Annotated in this window: 16 protein-coding genes and 1 tRNA gene; 12 read left to right on the forward strand and 5 right to left on the reverse strand. The window is 67.9% G+C overall.

What is annotated here, in order from left to right; all coding sequences use genetic code 11:
• Window positions 1-91: 91 nt before the first annotated feature.
• A complete protein-coding gene (pyk, locus tag ACQPXM_RS17960; protein ID WP_432950009.1) occupies window positions 92-1,534 on the forward strand; it encodes a pyruvate kinase in 1,443 nt (480 codons plus the stop codon).
• A gap of 127 nt (window positions 1,535-1,661) precedes the next feature.
• On the opposite strand, the gene ACQPXM_RS17965 is transcribed toward pyk, so the two are convergent.
• Both ACQPXM_RS17965 and ACQPXM_RS17970 read right to left on the reverse strand, forming a co-directional pair.
• Window positions 1,662-2,411, reverse strand: a complete 750-nt coding sequence (locus ACQPXM_RS17965) for a helix-turn-helix domain-containing protein (protein ID WP_432950011.1) — start codon at window positions 2,409-2,411, stop codon at window positions 1,662-1,664.
• A gap of 44 nt (window positions 2,412-2,455) precedes the next feature.
• Window positions 2,456-2,531 (reverse strand) — tRNA-Leu (locus ACQPXM_RS17970).
• A 115-nt stretch (window positions 2,532-2,646) separates the two neighbouring features.
• On the opposite strand from ACQPXM_RS17970, the gene ACQPXM_RS17975 reads away from it, so the two are divergent.
• The 6 genes from ACQPXM_RS17975 to ACQPXM_RS18000 all read left to right on the forward strand — a co-directional run bounded on the left by ACQPXM_RS17975 (window position 2,647) and on the right by ACQPXM_RS18000 (window position 9,563).
• Window positions 2,647-3,234 (forward strand): ANTAR domain-containing response regulator, encoded by a 588-nt coding sequence (locus ACQPXM_RS17975; RefSeq protein ID WP_432950013.1) that lies wholly within the window; start codon window positions 2,647-2,649, stop codon window positions 3,232-3,234.
• A gap of 414 nt (window positions 3,235-3,648) precedes the next feature.
• Window positions 3,649-4,890 carry a branched-chain amino acid ABC transporter substrate-binding protein gene (locus tag ACQPXM_RS17980; RefSeq protein WP_432950015.1) on the forward strand — a complete coding sequence of 414 codons (1,242 nt, stop codon included), beginning with the start codon at window positions 3,649-3,651 and terminating at the stop codon, window positions 4,888-4,890.
• An 83-nt stretch (window positions 4,891-4,973) separates the two neighbouring features.
• Window positions 4,974-6,290: a branched-chain amino acid ABC transporter permease gene (locus ACQPXM_RS17985; protein WP_432950017.1), complete on the forward strand. Its 1,317-nt coding sequence runs from the start codon at window positions 4,974-4,976 to the stop codon at window positions 6,288-6,290.
• Window positions 6,287-7,972 (forward strand): branched-chain amino acid ABC transporter permease, encoded by a 1,686-nt coding sequence (locus tag ACQPXM_RS17990; RefSeq protein WP_432950019.1) that lies wholly within the window; start codon window positions 6,287-6,289, stop codon window positions 7,970-7,972. The genes ACQPXM_RS17985 and ACQPXM_RS17990 overlap by 4 nt, the downstream gene beginning before the upstream one ends.
• Window positions 7,969-8,850 (forward strand): ABC transporter ATP-binding protein, encoded by an 882-nt coding sequence (locus tag ACQPXM_RS17995; RefSeq protein WP_432950021.1) that lies wholly within the window; start codon window positions 7,969-7,971, stop codon window positions 8,848-8,850. The genes ACQPXM_RS17990 and ACQPXM_RS17995 overlap by 4 nt, the downstream gene beginning before the upstream one ends.
• The gene (locus ACQPXM_RS18000; protein ID WP_432950023.1) at window positions 8,847-9,563 is read left to right on the forward strand and encodes an ABC transporter ATP-binding protein; all 717 of its coding nucleotides are present in this window, start codon (window positions 8,847-8,849) and stop codon (window positions 9,561-9,563) included. The genes ACQPXM_RS17995 and ACQPXM_RS18000 overlap by 4 nt, the downstream gene beginning before the upstream one ends.
• A 63-nt stretch (window positions 9,564-9,626) precedes the next feature.
• Here ACQPXM_RS18000 and ACQPXM_RS18005 read toward each other — a convergent pair whose 3' ends face one another.
• Window positions 9,627-10,367: a DUF554 domain-containing protein gene (locus ACQPXM_RS18005; RefSeq protein ID WP_432950025.1), complete on the reverse strand. Its 741-nt coding sequence runs from the start codon at window positions 10,365-10,367 to the stop codon at window positions 9,627-9,629.
• 159 nt (window positions 10,368-10,526) lie between these two features.
• Between ACQPXM_RS18005 and ACQPXM_RS18010 the strand changes: the two genes are divergently transcribed.
• The gene (locus tag ACQPXM_RS18010) at window positions 10,527-11,150 is read left to right on the forward strand and encodes a GNAT family N-acetyltransferase (protein WP_432950027.1); all 624 of its coding nucleotides are present in this window, start codon (window positions 10,527-10,529) and stop codon (window positions 11,148-11,150) included.
• Here the strand turns inward: ACQPXM_RS18010 and ACQPXM_RS18015 are convergent.
• Window positions 11,113-11,502, reverse strand: a complete 390-nt coding sequence (locus ACQPXM_RS18015; RefSeq protein WP_432951039.1) for a hotdog fold thioesterase — start codon at window positions 11,500-11,502, stop codon at window positions 11,113-11,115. The genes ACQPXM_RS18010 and ACQPXM_RS18015 overlap by 38 nt on opposite strands.
• A 150-nt stretch (window positions 11,503-11,652) precedes the next feature.
• On the opposite strand from ACQPXM_RS18015, the gene polA reads away from it, so the two are divergent.
• The 3 genes from polA (at window position 11,653) to ACQPXM_RS18030 (ending at window position 15,767) form a co-directional block, all read left to right on the forward strand.
• Window positions 11,653-14,337: a DNA polymerase I gene (gene polA / locus ACQPXM_RS18020; RefSeq protein ID WP_432951041.1), complete on the forward strand. Its 2,685-nt coding sequence runs from the start codon at window positions 11,653-11,655 to the stop codon at window positions 14,335-14,337.
• Window positions 14,338-14,341: 4 nt separating this feature from the next.
• The gene (locus ACQPXM_RS18025) at window positions 14,342-15,259 is read left to right on the forward strand and encodes a hypothetical protein (RefSeq protein ID WP_432950029.1); all 918 of its coding nucleotides are present in this window, start codon (window positions 14,342-14,344) and stop codon (window positions 15,257-15,259) included.
• Between the two features lie 88 nt (window positions 15,260-15,347).
• Window positions 15,348-15,767: a hypothetical protein gene (locus tag ACQPXM_RS18030; RefSeq protein WP_432950031.1), complete on the forward strand. Its 420-nt coding sequence runs from the start codon at window positions 15,348-15,350 to the stop codon at window positions 15,765-15,767.
• Here the strand turns inward: ACQPXM_RS18030 and ACQPXM_RS18035 are convergent.
• Window positions 15,757-16,230 (reverse strand): NUDIX hydrolase, encoded by a 474-nt coding sequence (locus ACQPXM_RS18035; protein ID WP_432950033.1) that lies wholly within the window; start codon window positions 16,228-16,230, stop codon window positions 15,757-15,759. The two genes, ACQPXM_RS18030 and ACQPXM_RS18035, sit on opposite strands and share 11 nt — an antisense overlap.
• Before the next feature lie 222 nt (window positions 16,231-16,452).
• Between ACQPXM_RS18035 and ACQPXM_RS18040 the strand changes: the two genes are divergently transcribed.
• Window positions 16,453-18,198, forward strand: coding sequence for an extracellular solute-binding protein (locus ACQPXM_RS18040; RefSeq protein ID WP_432950035.1), 1,746 nt, complete (start codon window positions 16,453-16,455; stop codon window positions 18,196-18,198).
• Window positions 18,199-18,203 lie beyond the last annotated feature (5 nt).

Genomic DNA, 18,203 nt, shown 5'->3' on the forward strand with positions numbered 1-18,203 from the left:
CGTGTTTCCACGCTCGTCACGCGATGTTGACCGTCCAGTAACGGGGGCGGACCAGCGAGCCAGTGGTCTTGTAGGAGTAGGGTTTTGTGACGTGCGTCGCGCAAAGATCGTTTGTACGCTCGGCCCGGCTACGGCCGCCCCGGAGCGCATCCTGGAACTCGTCCAAGCAGGTATGGACGTCGCTCGGCTGAACCTCAGCCACGGCGCCCACGCCGAGCACGAGCGCATCTACCACCGGATTCGCGCTGCAGCGGAGGAGACCGGCAAGAACGTCGGCATCCTCGTCGACCTGCAGGGCCCCAAGATCCGGCTGGCGGAGTTCGCCGAAGGCAAGGTCACCTTGACCTACGGCGAGCGCTTCACCATCACCACCCGTGAGGTCCCCGGTGACGTGACCATCTGCGGTACGACGTACGACGGGCTTCCCGGCGACGTCGAACCCGGTGATCCACTGCTCATCGACGACGGCCGCATCGCTCTGGTCGCCGAGGAGGTGACCGAGACCGACGTGATCTGCCGGGTCACCGTCGGCGGGCCGGTGTCCAACAACAAGGGCATCAACCTGCCCGGCGCCACGGTGAGCGTGCCGGCGATGTCGGAGAAGGACGTGGAGGACCTGCGCTGGGCCCTGCACCTGCCGGCCGACATGATCGCGATGTCGTTCGTGCAGCGGGCCTCCGACATCCAGATCGTGCACAAGATCATGGACGAGGAGGGCCACCGGGTCCCGGTCGTCGCCAAGATCGAGAAGCCGCAGGCCGTCGCCAACCTCGACGAGATCATCGAGGCCTTCGACGGCTTCATGGTCGCCCGCGGTGACCTCGGCGTGGAACTCCCGCTGGAGGAGGTCCCGCTGGTCCAGAAGCTGATCATCGACCAGGCCCGGCTGAACGCCAAGCCGGTGATCGTCGCCACCCAGATGCTGGAGTCGATGATCTCCGCCCCGCGCCCGACCCGGGCCGAGGCCTCCGACGTCGCCAACGCCGTGCTCGACGGCGCCGACGCGGTGATGCTGTCCGGCGAGACCAGCGTCGGCCGCTTCCCGATCGAGACCGTCAAGACGATGGCGCGGATCGTGGAGTCGACCGAGGAACACGGCCTGGGCCGAGTCGCCGAGATCGACTGGGAACCCCGCACCAAGGGCGGCGTGATCGCCAAGGCCGCCGCCGACGTGGCGGACGCGCTCGAGGCGAAGTATCTGGTCGCCTTCACCCAGTCCGGCGACACCGCCCTCCGGCTGGCCCGCTACCGCACCGAGATCCCGGTGCTGGCCTTCACCCCCGTCCCGTCGGTCAGCGCCTGGCTGAGCGTCGTCTGGGGCATCGAGACCCACATCGTGCCCACCGTCGACCACACCGACGACATGGTCCGCCAGGTCGACCAGCGCCTGCTGGAACTGGGCAAGCTGGAGAAGGGCGACTTGGTCGTCATCGTCGCGGGCTCGCCTCCGAGCATCCCGGGCTCCACAAACGCGCTCCGCGTCCACCGCATGGGCGACGCGATCTCGGGCGTCGCCCCGGCGTACCGGGAGTAAGAGCAAGAGGATCAGAGGCCACAAGCTAGACAGAAGGACAAACACCACAGAGCAGGATCAAGAGACAAAGAACCATAGATTTTGAGTCTGTGGTTGCTGCGGCCGGTCAACTGACCGGCCGCAGTTGTCAGCTCTTGGGGCCGACTATGCGGTCCAGTTGAGCTACGTCTTCCCGGCGGGCTACTGACAGAGCGTTGGGGCGGGGCATCCGCCATGGCAAGGCAAGCAGGTCCAGTGCCCACTGACAGAGCCGCATGATGTCCGTGGACTCGTTGAAGAACATGTAGCGGACGTAGTCATAGCGGCGGACTTCTCCGTTGGTTCTGTGGGTCGTCCAGTTGGCGACTCGGCAGCCGTCAGAGAGAAACAGACCTCGAAGAAACAGTTCGGGGAAGTGGGCAACTACCTCTCGCTGCCAATGGGCCAGAACGATCGATCGGTGGTGCTTCCGGCCGGGACCGTGCTGTGGGAACAGACACGGCCAGTGCTTCCAGTACGAGACGAGCTGAGTGCAGCCCGGTGCCTGCACACGGTGGACCGGTCGACCGGGATTCACCGCGGCGATGGTCTCTGCAGTCTCGGTGATGAGGTTGGGATAGACGTCGTCACACGCGACGCGGAGGGCGTAGACGAACCTTCTGTGCTCGGACAGACAACCATCGCCGAGGTACAGGCCGAGCAGTTCTGCGTATGCGGCGCTCGGCAGCGTCGAGTCCGTACAACGCGGACATGCAGTGGGATCGACCCTAGGCGGAGGATCGTCCCGCCAGGCACGGACAGCGCTGCGGCTGACACCGAGCCGGCGACTGACCGAACTCAGGCTTTCGCCTGCGGCAAGGCAGGCCAGCGCGGAGCGCCGGATGCGGGCGTCGTACACGGAGCAAGTCTCGCAGCGGGAACCGACAGTTCCGGCGGTGTTTCTGGTGCCCTGGGTGGGATTCGAACCCACACTGTACGCAGTTTGAGTGCGCCCTCTCTGCCGTTGGAGTACCAGGGCTTTGCGCGGAAGATCCTAGCCTACGGGAGGTGCCGGCTTGTGCAGGGACGCAGGCCGGTGCGTGTGGTGGGTGTCCGGAACGGCTTGCTGCCGGGGGCGGGCAGGGGAGGTCGATATGGTGTCCGGTGTGACTGCTAAGCGTGTGGTGATCGCTGAGGACGAGGCGTTGATCCGGATGGATCTGGCCGAGATGCTGGCTGAGGAGGGGTACGACGTCGTCGGGCAGGCCGGGGACGGTGAGGAGGCCGTTCGGCTGGCGACGGAGCTTCGGCCTGATCTGGTGATCCTGGATGTGAAGATGCCGAAGCTGGACGGCCTCAGTGCGGCGGAGAAGATCGCGGGGGAGCGGATCGCGCCGGTGCTGATGCTGACGGCGTTCTCGCAGCGGGAGCTGGTCGAGCGGGCCCGGGACGCCGGAGCGATGGCGTACCTGGTGAAGCCGTTCTCCAAGACCGACCTGTTGCCGGCGATCGAGATCGCGGCCAGCCGGTACGTCGAACTCGCCGAGCTGGAGCGCGAGGTCGCCGACCTGTCCGAGCGGCTGGAGACGCGCAAGCTGGTGGACCGGGCCAAGTCGGTGCTGCAGACGAAGTTCGGGCTGTCCGAGCCGGACTCGTTCCGGTGGATCCAGAAGACCGCGATGGACAAGCGCGTCTCGATGCGGCAGGTCGCCGAGCTGGTCGTCGACGAGGCCGGCTCCTAGCGCGACTCGCGCGCTCCCGATCCGGGGGGTGGTTCTCGCCCCCAAACCTCCGAGGGTGGTGCCGGCCGCCTCGGAGGCATTGTCATGCCATGAATTCCTGGTCTTCGCCACCCGTCCTGGCGTGGCGCGCGCCCCCGTATCGTCCGAAGAATGAGACGGCCGTCACACAGCGTATTGCCGCCCGGAATGGCAGTGGCACGCATCGGTTCCCGATGTGGCTCTGAGTAGCACCAGCGGTCGCGGCGAGTGAGCACGTTGAGCAAAGCCAGTGGCGACCGATACCGACGATGCTTACAGCGGTAACGACCTCACAACACACGCTGGGTCACGTTCGCCTTGACTGCTCAGCGGGGTCTAACCTGCGGGTGCTCGCGGGAATCGCGGGGGTCCGGGGATTGCTCGGACTATCCAGACATGGGAGGAACAGTGCACCAGCGTTCCGTAGTACGGGTCGGCGCGTCGCTGATCGTTGCGTCGTTGGCCCTGACTGCCTGCGGTTCACGCAGCGACGACAACGGTGGCGGGGGCTCCGGCGAATCGACCAAGACCGCCAAGATCGGCGTGATCGCGCCGCTTTCCGGTGACCTGTCGGCGCTTGGTCTGGGTATCCAGCACTCGGTCGAGCTGGCCGTGAAGCAGGCCAACGACTCCAACGCGATCCCGGGCTGGAAGCTCGAGGTCTCGGCGCAGGACGACGAGGCCAAGCCGGACGTCGGCAAGAACGCGGCCACCGCGCTCGCCTCCGACGCCGACGTGATCGGTGTCGTCGGCACCCTGAACACCAGCGTCAGCCAGCAGGTCCAGCCGGTGCTCGCGCCGAAGAACATCGCCCAGGTCTCGCCGGCCAACACCGGCCCGGGCCTGACCCAGGGCGCGGACTGGCAGAAGAACCCCAAGCGTCCGTACCCGACGTACTTCCGCACCTGCACCACGGACGCGGTGCAGGGTCCGTTCGCGGCGCGGTACCTGTTCGAGACGGCCAAGATCACCAAGGTCGCCACGATCCACGACAAGAAGGCGTACGGCCAGGGCCTGGTCGGCACCTTCACCGAGGAGTTCAAGAAGCTGGGCGGTACGGTCGTCGCGGCCGAGACCATCAACCCGGACGACTCGAACTACCAGGCTGTCGTCTCGGCGGTGAAGCCGGCCGCTCCGCAGGCCGTGTACTACGGCGGCGAGTACCCGCAGGCCGGTCCGCTCTCGCAGCAGATGAAGGCCGCCGGCCTGAACGTCCCGCTGATGGGTGGCGACGGCATCTACGACCCGAAGTTCATCCAGCTGGGTGGTAAGAGCTCCAACGGCGACCTGGCCACCTCGGTCGGCGCGCCGGTGGACTCGCTGCCCTCGGCCAAGAAGTTCGTCGAGGACTACAACGCGGCCGGCTTCAAGGAGCCCTACGCGGCGTACGGCGGCTACTCCTACGATGCCGCGAACGCGATCATCAACGCGCTCAAGGTCTCGCTGAAGGACGCCGACAGCGTCGAGACGGCTCGTCCGAAGACGGTCGAGGAGCTCGGCAAGGTCTCCTTCGACGGCGTCACCGGCAAGGTCGCCTTCGACCAGTACGGCGACACCACCTCCAAGGTGCTGACCGTCTACAAGGTCGACGGCACCAAGTGGGCGACCGTTCAGACCAAGGACTTCGAAACCAAGTAAGTCGACCTCGTGACCCGGGGGTGGGACGCCGTGTCGTCCCACCCCCGTGGCATGTCGAAAACTGAGGCAGTTGGGAGGTCGACGTGGACCAGTTCTTTCAGCAGCTCGTGAACGGGCTGACTCTCGGATCGTTGTACGCGCTGATCGCGGTCGGGTACACCGTCGTCTACGGCATCGTGCAGCTGATCAACTTCGCCCACGGCGAGGTCTTCATGATCGGTGCGTTCGGCGCACTGACGACGTACTTGTTGTTCTTCGACGGCCAGACCAGCATCTGGATCCTGCCGCTGATGATCATCGGCGCGATGATCGCCTCGGTCGGAACCGCGGTGCTGATGGAACGTGTCGCGTACCGTCCCCTGCGGAACGCGCCACGGCTGGCACCACTGATCACCGCGATCGGCATCTCGGTCTTCCTGCAGGAGTTCATCCGGATCTTCTACGAACGTCCGAACTGGACCGTGCCGGTGATGGCCGCGCTGGCGCTCGGCCTGGCCTACCTGGTCGGCGCCCGCCTGACCACGGTGCCGCTGAACCACCCGATCACCAAGTGGCGTGACCGGGCGCCACTGATCACCGCCGGCGCCGTCGCGCTGGTGGTCTGGATCATCGCCCGGCTGACCGCTCGGGACCTGTCGATCCTGGTGTCGCTGGGCGTGGTGGTCGGCGGAGTCGTGCTCGGTACCGCGATCGGTTTCCTGGTGGCCCGGTTCACCGGCGGCGCGGAGCGCGCCCAGGAGCTGGTCAAGGCGCTGACCGCGATCACGGTGGTGGCGACGGTGCTGCTGGAGATCTCGTGGCTGGTCTACCGTGAACTGCTCGCCACGATCGAGTGGCCGAGCGCGAAGCAGCGCATCCCGTTCCCGCAGCTCGACGTGGTCAGCGGGCAGGCGCTCCAGATCGGCGGCGTCACCATCCAGCGCTCGGCGATCTTCACGATCGTCGCGCTGGTGGTGTGCTCGGCCCTGCTGTGGTACTTCATCAACCGGACCCGGCTCGGCCGCGGTATGCAGGCCGTGGCGCAGGATCGCGACACCGCCCGGCTGATGGGCATCAACGTCGACCGCATCATCGTGGTCGCGTTCGCGCTCGGCGCGGCACTGGCCGCGGTGGCCGGTATCTCGCAGGGCATGCAGAACAACAACATCGAGTTCAGGATGGGCTTCCTGGCCGGCCTGAAGGCGTTCACCGCCGCGGTGCTGGGCGGGATCGGCAACATCCAGGGCGCCATCGTCGGAGGCCTGGTGCTGGGCGTCGTGGAGGCGCTCGCCACGCAGTACATCCCGGGTCAGTTCGGTGGTAGTTCCTGGAAGGACGTCTGGGCGTTCGTCATCCTGATCCTGGTCCTGGTCTTCCGGCCGCAAGGTCTTCTCGGAGCGAGGGTGGTGGACCGCGCATGAGCGGCGACCTGACAACGCGCACCTCCGGCCACCGGGCGGCGTGGCCCTTCAGCCTCGCCGGTGTGGTGCTGGTGATCGCCGGATCGTTCCTGTCCTGGAGTTACGACAGTTCGATCCTCGGTGACCTGTCGATCAACTTTTATCCCGGCTCGCTGCAGATCCTCGCGATCATCCTCGCGGTGCTCGGCCTGGTGCTGCTGCTGATCGAGAAGGGCCCACTGGAGAGCCGGCTGGGACAGTGGCTCGACGCCACCTTGGGCCTGCGGGCGCTCGGCTTGATGCTGACGCTGTACATGGCGCTGGTCCTGATCGCGATCTCGGTCGAGTCCGACGGACTGATCAACGTCAACCCGGGCGGCTACGTCAGCCTGGTCGGCGCCGTCCTGCTCCTGGTGGGCTCGCGGCTGCTGCCCTTGCGCCAGTTGCGTGACCTCGGCCAGGCCCGGCTGCCCGGGTGGTTCGAGATCCTCACCATCGCGCTGATGATGGCAGCGATCCTGTTCGCCGCGGCCTACGCGCTGGGCCTGACCGAGGCCTGGGCGTTCGTGCTCTGCCTGGTCTTCATCGCCGGCGTGATTACGGCGCTGTTCCGCATCGGTGTGATGGGATGGTTCGGCCACGTCGCTCAGCGGCACAAGAAGGTGCTCACGCTGGCGGCCTTCGTGGTGGCGTTCTTCTTCCCGTTCACCCAGGGCGGCTCCGACGCGAACATGTCGATCGCCACCCAGGTGCTGATCTTCGCGGCCACCGCGATGGGTCTGAACATCGTGGTCGGCCTGGCCGGTCTGCTCGACCTGGGCTACATCGCCTTCCTCGGCTCCGGCGCGTACGTCGCCGCGATGCTGTCGGAGTCGGCGTTCGCGACGATCGACTGGCACCCGCCGTTCCCGGTCGTGGTGCTGATCGGCGCCTGCGTTGCGGCCACGCTGGGCCTCATCATCGGATCGCCGACGCTGCGGGTCTCGGGTGACTACCTGGCCATCGTGACGCTGGGGTTCGGTGAGATCTTCCGGCTGGCGATGTTCAACCTGGACGGCATCAACGGTCCGCTGCTGACCAACGGCCCGAACGGCATCCCCGGCATCCCGGAGCTGCAGATCGGCAACTTCAACTTCGGCGACGAACACACGGTCGCCGGACTGGAGCTCGGACGCTTCTCGAACTACTACTTCCTGCTGTTGCTGCTGATCGGCTTCGTGATCCTGGTCTTTGCCCGGCTCAACGACAGCCGGATCGGGCGCGGCTGGGTCGCCATCCGCGAGGACGAGAAGGCCGCTGAGGCGATGGGCGTGAACGTCTTCGGCCTGAAGCTGCTGGCGTTCGCCGTCGGTGCGTTCCTGGCCGGCGTGGCCGGCACCATCAAGGCGCACCAGGATGTCGCGGTCAGCCCGGACCAGTACATCTTCCTGGAGTCGGCGTTCCTGCTGGCCGCGGTCGTGCTCGGCGGTATGGGTACGATCGCCGGCGTGCTGCTCGGCGCGACGATCCTGAAGCTGCTGCCGGAGAAGCTGCGGTTCTTCTCCGAGTACCGGCTGTTGCTGTTCGGTCTGCTGCTGGTCCTGATGATGCGGTTCCGCCCCGAGGGCCTGGTGGCCAGCCGGCGACGCAAGCTGGAGTTCCACGAAGAGGACGAGGAGCTGGCCGTGGCGGTTGAGAGCGAACTGGTCGAGGAGGCGCGATGACCGTCACGGAAACCACTCCGAGCACGGCCCCGACCGCCGGCGCCACGGTGCTGGAGGCGTCCGGGGTGACGATGCGGTTCGGCGGTCTGCTGGCCGTGAACAACGTGAACCTGTCGGTCCACGAGGGCGAGATCGTCGGTCTGATCGGCCCGAACGGCGCCGGCAAGACGACGTTCTTCAACTGCCTGACCGGGTTGTACAAGCCGACCAGCGGCCAGGTCCGGTTCGAGGGCAAGCCGCTGCCGCCCAAGCCGCGGGCCGTCGTCCGGGCCGGGATGGCACGCACGTTCCAGAACATCCGGTTGTTCGCGAACATGACGGCGCTGGAGAACGTGATGGTGGGCCGGTACTGCCGGACCACCTCGGGCCCGGTGACCTCGGTACTGCGCGGGCCCAAGTTCCGCCGCGAGGAGGCCGAGACCCGCGTCCGGGCCCAGGAGTTGCTGGAGTTCGTCGGGCTCGGCCGGTCGACCGACCACCTGGCCCGCAACATGCCGTACGGCGATCAGCGGCGGCTCGAGATCGCCCGGGCGCTGGCCACCGACCCCAAGCTCATCCTGCTGGACGAGCCGACGGCCGGAATGAACCCGCAGGAGACCCGGCAGGCCAGTGACCTGATCTTCAAGATCCGGGACTCGGGGCTGTCGGTGGTGGTGATCGAGCACGACATGCGCTTCATCTTCAACCTGTGCGACCGGGTGCTGTGCCTGGTGCGCGGTGAGGCGCTGGTCGAGGGCACGCCGGGTGAGGTGCAGTCCGACCCGCGGGTGGTCGAGGCGTACATCGGGACCGGCGAGGACGACGATGACGACGAGGCCGGCCCCGGCAGCGCCCATGTCCAGGACACCACGGTCGCGGAGCAGGAGGGCAAGTCATGACCGCGATGCTCGAGGTCAGGGACCTGGAGGTTGCCTACGGCAAGATCATTGCCGTGAAGGGGATCAGCTTCTCGGTCGAACAGGGCCAGGTCGTCACGCTGATCGGTACCAACGGTGCCGGCAAGACGACGACGCTGCGGACGATTTCGGGTCTGCTCCGGCCGACCAGCGGTGAGATCCTGTTCCAGGGTCAGCGGATCGATCAGGTGCCGGCGCACGACATCGTCACGATGGGCCTGGCGCACTCGCCCGAGGGGCGGCGGATCTTCCCCCGCCTGTCGGTCGAGGAGAACCTGCTGCTCGGTGCGTTCACCCGCAACGACCAGCCGGCCATCCGCAAGGACCTGGACGCGGCCTACGAGCTGTTCCCGATCCTGGGGGAGCGGCGCAAGCAGCCGGCCGGGACGTTCTCCGGTGGTGAGCAGCAGATGCTGGCGATGGGCCGGGCGATGATGAGCCGGCCCAAGCTGCTGATGCTCGACGAGCCGTCGATGGGGCTGTCGCCGATCATGATGAAGCGGATCATGACGACGGTCACGGAGCTGCAGAGCCAGGGCACCACGATCCTGCTGGTCGAGCAGAACGCCCAGGCGGCGCTGAAGCGCGCCGACTACGGCTACGTGCTCGAGGTCGGCAAGATCGTTGTCAAGGGCACCGGCAGCGAGCTGCTGGTGAACGACGACGTCCGCAAGGCGTACCTCGGCGAGGACTGACCAGCCGTACGAAGAGCTCCGGTCCCGCCCGCGGGACCGGAGCTCTTTGCTGTCCGCAACGGATCAGTTGCGGACGACAACCAGGAGCTGGACCAGCAGCGGGGCGACGATCAGCGCGGGCAGGAGGTCGGCGACCGCGACCTGCTTGATCTTCAGCAGCCGCAGCGCGACGCCGATCAACAGCAGGCCCCCGGTGGCACCCAGGGCGGTGACGTGCGCTTCGGGCAGGACGTCGCCGAGCAGCGCGCCGACGGCGGTCATCAGACCCTGGACGACCAGTACGACCAAGGCGGACGCCGCGACGCCCCAGCCGAGGGACGCGGCGAAGGCGATGGAGGCGAAGCCGTCCAGGACCGCCTTCAGGAACAGCTGGTCGGCGCCGCGGCCCAGGCCGTCGGACAGCGCGCCGAGAAAGGTCAGCGGGCCGACGCAGAACACCATCGACGCGGTGACGAAGCCTTCGACGAACGTGCTCTCGCCGTCGCCGCGGCTGAAGCGGTGCTGCAGCCAGCTGCCGAAGCCCTCCAGGCGCTGCTCGATCTTCAGCAGTGACCCGGCGATGCCGCCGATGAGCATCGCGCCGAGCACGATCAGCACCGGCGCGCTGTCGCCGACGGCGTCGCTGAGTGCGGCGTCGCCGACGGTGAGTGCCGAGGTGATCGCGATCAGCAAGGTGACCAGGCCGAGCGCGTCGGTGACGAGATCCCTGGTCCGGCCGGGCAGGCGGTGACCGATCAGGACGCCGAGGACCGAGCCGACGAGAACCGTCGCGACGTTCACGACGGTACCGATTCCGATGAACAAGCGTGCTCTCCGATCGCCGGCCGTGACGGCCGGTGGGGGACTGCCTCCTGGCGGCGCGCGTCGCTTTGCAACGGCCCGCCGAAGCCCTACTGTTGCGCGGGGACGAGCGTATCCGCCGGTCCCGTTCACCTCGGGGGTGGATCAGACCAGGAGGCCGACGTGGCTGCTGCCATCGAGGTGCGCGACGCACGCCCCGACGATGTCGCCGGCCTGATCACGCTGTGGGGCGAGATGTCGATCGGCGCCGGGCACCAGCGCGTGCTGGCGGCGCCGACGCCGGAGTCGGTCCGGGCCTCGATCGACCGGCTCGGCGGCGACCCGGCGGGCCGGCTCGTGGTCGGCGAGCTGGACGGGCACCTCAGCGGCATGGTCTACCTGCGCCGTACGCCGATCAGCCCGTTGCACGCCGAGGACACGATGACGGTGGAGTACCTGCACGTCACCGACCGCGCCCGGCGGCACGGCCTGGGCAAGGCGCTGGTCGCCGAGGCCGCCGCCTGGGCCGAGCACGAGAACTGCCCGTACCTCGGTGTTGTCGCTCCGGCGGTCGCCCGCGAGGCGAACCGGTTCCTGGCCCGGCTCGGACTCAGCCAGGCCGCCGTCCTGCGGTTCGCCGCGACGCACACCGTCCGCCGCCGGCTCGCGGCCGAGCACGCTCCCAACCTGCTGGCGATGCTGTCGTCGCGCCGCTCGGTGATCGCCCGCCGGGCCCAGCTCGGCCGGCACCCCGGCGAGTCCGCCGACCTCAGCTCCCCGGCGGAACCTGAATCAGCTGGCAGGTGATCCGGGCGGTGCAAACCCGCTTGTCCCGGTCGTCGGTGACCACGATCTCGTACGACGTGGTGGTCCGGCCCAGGTAGACCGGCGTGGCGACGCCGGTGACGACGCCTTCCCGGACGGCCCGGTGGTGGGTCGCGTTGATGTCCACCCCGACGGCGACCTTGCCGTACTGCGCCGCGTGCATGGCCGACCCGATCGAGCCCAGGCTCTCGGCGAGCACGCAGGAGGCGCCGCCGTGCAGCAGCCCGTACGGCTGGGTGTTGCCCTTCACGGGCATCGTCGCGACGACCCGCTCAGGCGACGCCTCGGTGACCACGATGCCCATCAAGCTGAGCAGCGTGCCGTCGACGTTCATGTCCGGGGGCAGCGCCGTACCGTCGTAACTCTGATCGCTCACACCGCGCAGACTACCTTCGCCGGTCGTGACAGAACTGTCGGCGGTTACCACTAGAGTCTGTGTGTGGCTCCAGAAACCGACACCTCTACGACGACCAAGGACCCCGTGATGGGCGACTCGCCCAGGCCGCGGATCCTGCTGCTGGACGGGCACTCGCTCGCGTACCGGGCGTTCTTCGCGCTGCCGGTGGAGAACTTCTCCACCACCACAGGTCAGCACACCAACGCGGTGTACGGGTTCACCTCGATGCTGATCAACATGCTGCGCGACGAGCAGCCGACGCACATCTGCGTCGCCTTCGACGTGTCCCGCAAGACCTTCCGCTCCGAGCAGTACACCGAGTACAAGGCCGGCCGGTCGAAGTCGCCGGACGAGTTCAAGGGACAGGTCTCGCTGGTCAAGGAGGTGCTGGAGGCGCTGCGCGTTCCCACCACCGAGATCGACGGCTGGGAGGCCGACGACGTCATCGCGACGCTGGCCACCCAGGCCGACGAGCAGGGCTTCGAGGTGCTGATCAGCTCCGGCGACCGCGACGCCTTCCAGCTGATCAACGACAACATCACCGTGCTGTACCCCAAGCGCGGCGTGTCCGAGATCGCCCGGATGGACCCGGCCGCGGTCGAGGAGAAGTACGGCATCCCGCCGCGGCTGTATCCCGACCTGGCCGCGCTGGTCGGCGAGAAGAGCGACAACCTGCCCGGCGTACCGGGGGTGGGCGCCAAGACCGCCGCGAAGTGGCTGAACCAGTTCGGCTCGCTGAACGACCTGATCGACCGGGTGAACGAGATCAAGGGCAAGGCCGGTGAGTCGCTGCGCGAGCACCTGTCCGACGTGATCCGCAACCGGCAGATCAACGAGCTGGTCCGTGACCTGTCGCTGGACGTCTCGGTCGACGACCTGGTCCGGCACCCGTGGGACCGCGAGAAGGTGCACACGCTGTTCGACAGCCTGGAGTTCCGGGTGCTGCGGGAGCGGCTGGTCGCGGAGCACGAGCAGGTCGAGGAGACGATCGAGGACGGCTTCGACCTCGAGGGCACGCAGCTGAAGCCGGGCGAGGTCGCGGCCTGGATCAAGGAGCACGTGTCGACCGGTGCGCGCACCGGCGTCGCGGTCCAGGGCAGCTGGGGCCGGGGGACCGGTGAGATCACCGGTCTCGCGCTGGCGACCTCGACGGGGGCCGCGGCCTGGTTCGACCCGGCGGCCCTGACGCCGGACGACGACGCGGCCTGGCAGGCGTGGCTGGCCGACCCCGACCAGCCCAAGGCGCTGCACGACGCGAAGGGACCGCTGCTCGGGTTCCTCGAGCGCGGCTGGACGCTGGGCGGGCTGACGTCCGACACCCAGCTGAGCGCGTACCTGGCGCGTCCGGACCAGCGCTCCTACGACCTGTCCGACCTCACCGTGCGGTACCTCAAGCGCGAGCTGCGCGCCGAGGAGGCCGACAACGGGCAGCTCAGCTTCGACGACGTCGAGGGCGGTCCGGCCGCCGACGCGACGATGCTGCGCGCCCGCGCGATCGCCGACCTGGCCGACACCCTCGACGCCGAGCTGGACAAGCAGGCCGGCACGAAGCTGCTGGCCGACGTCGAGCTGCCGCTGATCGACGTGATCGCCGCGATGGAGCGCGACGGCATCGCGGTCGACCGGCCGTACCTGGAGCAGCTCGAGGAACGGTTCGCCACCGGTGTGCGCGACGCCGCGGCCTCGGCGTACGAGGTGATCGGCAAGGAGATCAACCTGGGCTCGCCGAAGCAGTTGCAGGTGGTGCTGTTCGACGAGCTGCAGATGCCGAAGACCAAGCGCACCAAAACCGGGTACACGACCGACGCCGACTCGCTGCAGTCGCTGTTCGAGAAGACCGAGCACCCGTTCCTGGCCTACCTGCTGGCGCATCGCGACGCGTCCCGGCTGCGGCAGACCGTCGAGGGGCTGCTGAAGACGATCAGCCCGCGCGACGCCCGGATCCACACCACGTTCAACCAGACGATCGCGGCGACCGGGCGGCTCAGCTCGACCGACCCGAACCTGCAGAACATCCCGATCCGGACCGAGGAGGGCCGGCGGATCCGCGAGGCGTTCGTGGTCGGCGAGGGCTTCGAGGCCCTGATGTCGGCCGACTACAGCCAGATCGAGATGCGGATCATGGCGCACGTCTCGGAGGACGAGGGGCTGATCTCGGCGTTCAACTCCGGCGAGGACTTCCACTCGGTCACCGCGGCGCGGGTGTTCTCGGTCGAGGCCGGCGACGTCACGCAGGAGCAGCGCGCCAAGATCAAGGCGATGAACTACGGCCTGGCCTACGGCCTGTCGGCGTACGGGCTGAGCCAGCAGCTGAAGATCGGCGTGGACGAGGCCAAGGGCCTGATGGACGAGTACTTCGAGCGCTTCGGTGGCGTGCGCGACTACCTGCGCAGCATTGTGCTCGAGGCCGGCAAGAGCGGCTACACCGAGACCATTCTCGGCCGTCGCCGCTACCTGCCCGACCTGACCAGCGACAACCGCCAGCGCCGCGAGATGGCCGAGCGGATGGCACTGAACGCCCCGATCCAGGGCTCGGCGGCCGACGTGATCAAGATGGCGATGCTGAAGGTCGACGCCTCGCTGCGCGCGTCCGGCCTGAAGTCCCGGATGCTGCTCCAGGTCCACGACGAACTGGTCTTCGAGATCGCCCCCGGCGAACGCGAGGCCCTGGAGGAGTTGGTCCGCCGCGACATGGGCGCCGCCGTCGAAATGGCCGTGCCGCTGGACGTCTCGGTCGGAGTCGGCCGCACCTGGCACGAAGCCGCCCACTGACCGAATGACGACACCGGGCTCGCCGCAAGGGCCTCAGGTCGCTGCGGACGGGCCCGGCTCCCGTCCGCCATCCGGCGTCGAACCGAACCAGCCGTTCCGCTGGGATCTGCTCCGGCCGGACCAGCTCGGCTCGCTGCTCGACGGTGTCGAGGAGCCGCGCCTGTTGTTCCTCGACGACCTGGTCGACTGCGCCGGGCGAGTCCTGGCCCAGTCGGCCGACGGCGAGCTGTACTTCGTCGGTCGCTCGGTCGACAGCCTGTACGACCTGCTGAGCGGTGCCCTCGCCGGTTCCGCCTGGCAGGACCGGCTGCACTCCTTGCCGTTGTCGCTGTACGGGTATGACGGTCGCGGCTTCGACCCGATGGAGCTGCGCCAATTGCGCGTCAACCTGACCGCCGCCGGGCTCGCGCCCGCGGATCTGATGCGCGGCCGCCCGACGGTGTTCGTCGACCTGGTCTACGTGGGCTCGACGTTCGGCAACCTGTACGCCGTACTGCGGGAGTGGATCGACGAGGACAAGGCTCAGTGGGACGTGATCCGCCGCCAGCTCCGCTTCGTCGGCATCACGAGTCGGGAGAAGACCAGTCCCAACACCTGGCGCTGGCACCAGCATGCGGAGTGGACCGCGGAGCTCCCACCGGCGGCGGTCCGCAACGTCTCACTCGATCCCCAGGTGTGGTCCTACTTCGGCGATTACCAGCACAAGACTGCGAGGTCGTTCCGGAGGACGCGGTGGAGCGACCCCGAGGTGACCGCACCGCGCCACGACGAGAAGGGCCGCTTCGCGCTGGCCGAGGCGGTGCGGCTGGTCGAGCGAGGCCGTAGCCCGGAGATCCGCCGGCGGCTGGCTGATCGGCTGGCGCACGAGCCGACCGGCTCGGAGCGTTGGTCGCGCGGGCTTCAGCAGGCCCTTCGGCGATAGCCCGTCACGAACAACGGCAGCGGGTTGTCGGCGGAGGCCGTCGGCGTCTGATGTCACGTTCGAGGTGGTGGGACGTGTCCTCCGGGGCATGACCAGATCTTTGCGTGTGGTGCTGTTGGCGGTTCTCGGGGTGTCGGGGCTCGGAGTCGGTGGGTGGGCGTACTTCGCGTCCGAGCACTGGTACCGGACGTTTCCCGGGTTCGGGCATCACTGGCTGCCGGTGCTCGGGCCGTACAGCCAGCACCTGGTGAAGGACGTCGGTGCGATGTACCTCGGGCTGGCGGCGCTCACCGTCTTCGCGATCTGGAAGGCGGCCGACACCACCGTCGTCCGGCTGACGGCGACCGCGTGGACGATCTTCAACGCGCTGCACTTCGCCTACCACCTGCAGCACCTGCACATGTACTCCGGCAGTGACGTGCCGCTCAACGTCATCGCGTTGAGCACGGTGCTGGTGATCGGTGCGGTGCTGGTGCTTCCGCTGAAGGGCGAGCGCGTCAGGACGTGACGAGGAACGGCGCCGGGTTGCCGGCGAGCGCGTCGGCGATGCAGGCTTCCTCGCGCGGGTGCAGTGCCGGATGGTCGGCGAGCGGGAACCAGCCGACTTCGAGGGACTCGTCGTCGTTGACGCGCGGGGTGCCGCCGACCGGGTGGCAACGGAAGCAGAGGTCGAGGTACTGGACCTGGTCGCCGTTCGGGTAGGTCGACGGCGGCAGCGACTCGACGCGGACCAGCCGGTCGACCACCGCGTGCACCGCGGTCTCCTCGTGGATCTCGCGCACGATCGCGACCGCGGGCTGCTCGCCTGGTTCGAGGATGCCGGCCGGGAGGCTCCAGCGACCGTCGTCGGCGCGGCGGACGAGCAGGAGCTGCTCGCGGTCGTCCAGTACCACCGCGGTGATTCCGGGCATCCACAACAGATCGTGACCGATCTTCTCGCGCAGGGCGAGGATGAACTTCGGCGTCGTCATGGTCCGACCCTAGTCAGGTCAGGGTTACTTGACGCAAGAAAGCTGATCGGTGGACGCAAACAAAACCGGTTCAGCGAAAGTCGCCGACAGTCAGCGGAGATCAGCTGATCGTGACACCGAGGCCTTCCGGCCCGCGCTGATCTGTGCCATCCTCACGTCTCAACAATCCTGGATCCTATCGGATATCTCATAAGCCGTCTGGGAGGCAGCATGCAACCAGCAGTGAGGACAGGCAGAATCCGGCGGCGTTCGTTCGTCGCCGGCGCGGTGGGCCTGACCGCGGCGACCACCAGCGGGCTGCTTAGCGGCTGCGGCCCGGACGAGGCGGTCGGGGCGAGTCCGGAGAGTCTCGCAGGCCCACCGGTCACGCCCGGGCCGAAGCTCGGCGGCATCCCGTACCCGGACGGTTACGTCGGTCCGGTCGCCCGCAAGCTCGGCCCGATCGTCACCGAGCCGACGAAGTTCGTCGTCGTGGTCCCACAGGATCTGACCGTCGGTGACTGGGTCAAGAACAAGTTCACCACGTGGCTCGAGCAGCGCACCGGCATCACGATCGAGTTCCGCCAGATCGCCGGCGCCGACGAGGACGTGATGATCAAGGTCAACGCGATGATCGCGGCCGGCGACATCCCGGACGCCTTCATGGGCGTGAACTTCAGCAAGTCCCAGCTCTACCTGTACGGCGCCCAGAACCTGTTCGTCGACCAGACGCCGTACACGGACAAGTACGCGCCGAACCTCCAGCAGATGTGGCACGACTATCCGCTGGCCAAGAAGCTGTCGACGTCCCCGGACGGCAACGTGTACGTCTATCCGTCCTTCAACGACTGCTACCACTGCCGGGCCGGCAAGTCACGGACCTGGATCAACACCCGCTGGCTCAAGCAGGTCGGACTCGCGATGCCGACAACCACCGACGAGTTCCGCGAGGTCCTGCAGGCGTTCAAGAAAGCCGACCCGGCCGGCCGCGGACGGACCTTGCCGTTCGTCGGCTACAAGGAGGACGGCACCAACCAGGTCACCGTCGACAAGTTCGTGATGAACGCCTTCCTCTACAACCCGACTTCTCCCTGGCTGGTGGTCGACGGCGGCAAGGTCAAGGCGGCGTACTCGCAGGACGGCTGGCGCGAGGGGCTGAAGTACCTCAGAACCCTGTACGCCGAAGGCCTGCTGAACCGTGACGCGTTCAGCATGACCGCCGAGCAGTTGCAGCGCGCGGGCAACAACAAGGACGGCCCCCTGCTCGGCGTGTTCCAGGGCAACTACTGGGGCAGCGCGATGGACGTCGACGTGGAGGACCCGGCCGCGCGCTGGCACGACTACGAAGCCCTGCCGCCGCTGGAAGGCCCCGACGGGTTCCGCGTCGCCAACTGGGACCACTACACCGGCTTCGATCCGAGACTGGTGATCACCCGCAAGTGCCGACGCCCGGATCTCCTGGTGCGCTGGGCCGACTTCCAGCTCGATCTCGAGGTGATGATGGCGGCGTACGCCGGTCCGGGGAGCTGGAGCTTCGCCAAGCGCGGCGACAAGGCGATCAGCGGCAAGCAGGCGCTGTTCGGCATCTCCGGGACGTGGGCGCCGGACAAGACCAAGGACACCTGGGCGCAGCGCAACCCCAACTACCGCTCCGGCGACTTCCGGCTGTCCGAGCGCGTCGACCCGACCAAGCCGACGTTCGAGAAGCCGCTGTACGAGCAGACCCGGGACCGGTACTTCCCGTACCGGGTGCCGATCGAGCAGCAGTTCCCGCCGGTCGCGCTCGAGGGTGACCAGGCGGCGCTCGACGCGTCGCTCAGCCTCGACCTGAGTGGTGAGGTGGTGCAGACGATGGCCCGCTTCGTCACCGGCAAGGGCGACCCCGCCGACGACGGGCAGTGGAACGACTACCTGGGCCGGCTCGACAAGATCGGGCTCCGGCCGTATCTCGACATCCAGCAGGCCGCCTACGAGAGCTTCCAGGGGTGACGGCG

Source organism: Kribbella sp. CA-253562 (assembly GCF_050942265.1).
Lineage (GTDB): Bacteria > Actinomycetota > Actinomycetes > Propionibacteriales > Kribbellaceae > Kribbella.

Excerpts from the sequence above, each read along its gene's own strand:
- ACQPXM_RS17975 (WP_432950013.1), top strand. The coding sequence starts at position 2,647 with ATGGTGTCCGGTGTGACTGCTAAGCGTGTGGTGATCGCTGAGGACGAG.
- ACQPXM_RS17980 (WP_432950015.1), top strand. The coding sequence starts at position 3,649 with ATGGGAGGAACAGTGCACCAGCGTTCCGTAGTACGGGTCGGCGCGTCG.
- ACQPXM_RS17990 (WP_432950019.1), top strand. The coding sequence starts at position 6,287 with ATGAGCGGCGACCTGACAACGCGCACCTCCGGCCACCGGGCGGCGTGG.
- ACQPXM_RS17995 (WP_432950021.1), top strand. The coding sequence starts at position 7,969 with ATGACCGTCACGGAAACCACTCCGAGCACGGCCCCGACCGCCGGCGCC.
- ACQPXM_RS18000 (WP_432950023.1), top strand. The coding sequence starts at position 8,847 with ATGACCGCGATGCTCGAGGTCAGGGACCTGGAGGTTGCCTACGGCAAG.
- ACQPXM_RS18015 (WP_432951039.1), bottom strand. The coding sequence starts at position 11,502 with ATGAACGTCGACGGCACGCTGCTCAGCTTGATGGGCATCGTGGTCACC.
- polA (WP_432951041.1), top strand. The coding sequence starts at position 11,653 with ATGGGCGACTCGCCCAGGCCGCGGATCCTGCTGCTGGACGGGCACTCG.
- ACQPXM_RS18025 (WP_432950029.1), top strand. The coding sequence starts at position 14,342 with ATGACGACACCGGGCTCGCCGCAAGGGCCTCAGGTCGCTGCGGACGGG.
- ACQPXM_RS18030 (WP_432950031.1), top strand. The coding sequence starts at position 15,348 with ATGACCAGATCTTTGCGTGTGGTGCTGTTGGCGGTTCTCGGGGTGTCG.
- ACQPXM_RS18035 (WP_432950033.1), bottom strand. The coding sequence starts at position 16,230 with ATGACGACGCCGAAGTTCATCCTCGCCCTGCGCGAGAAGATCGGTCAC.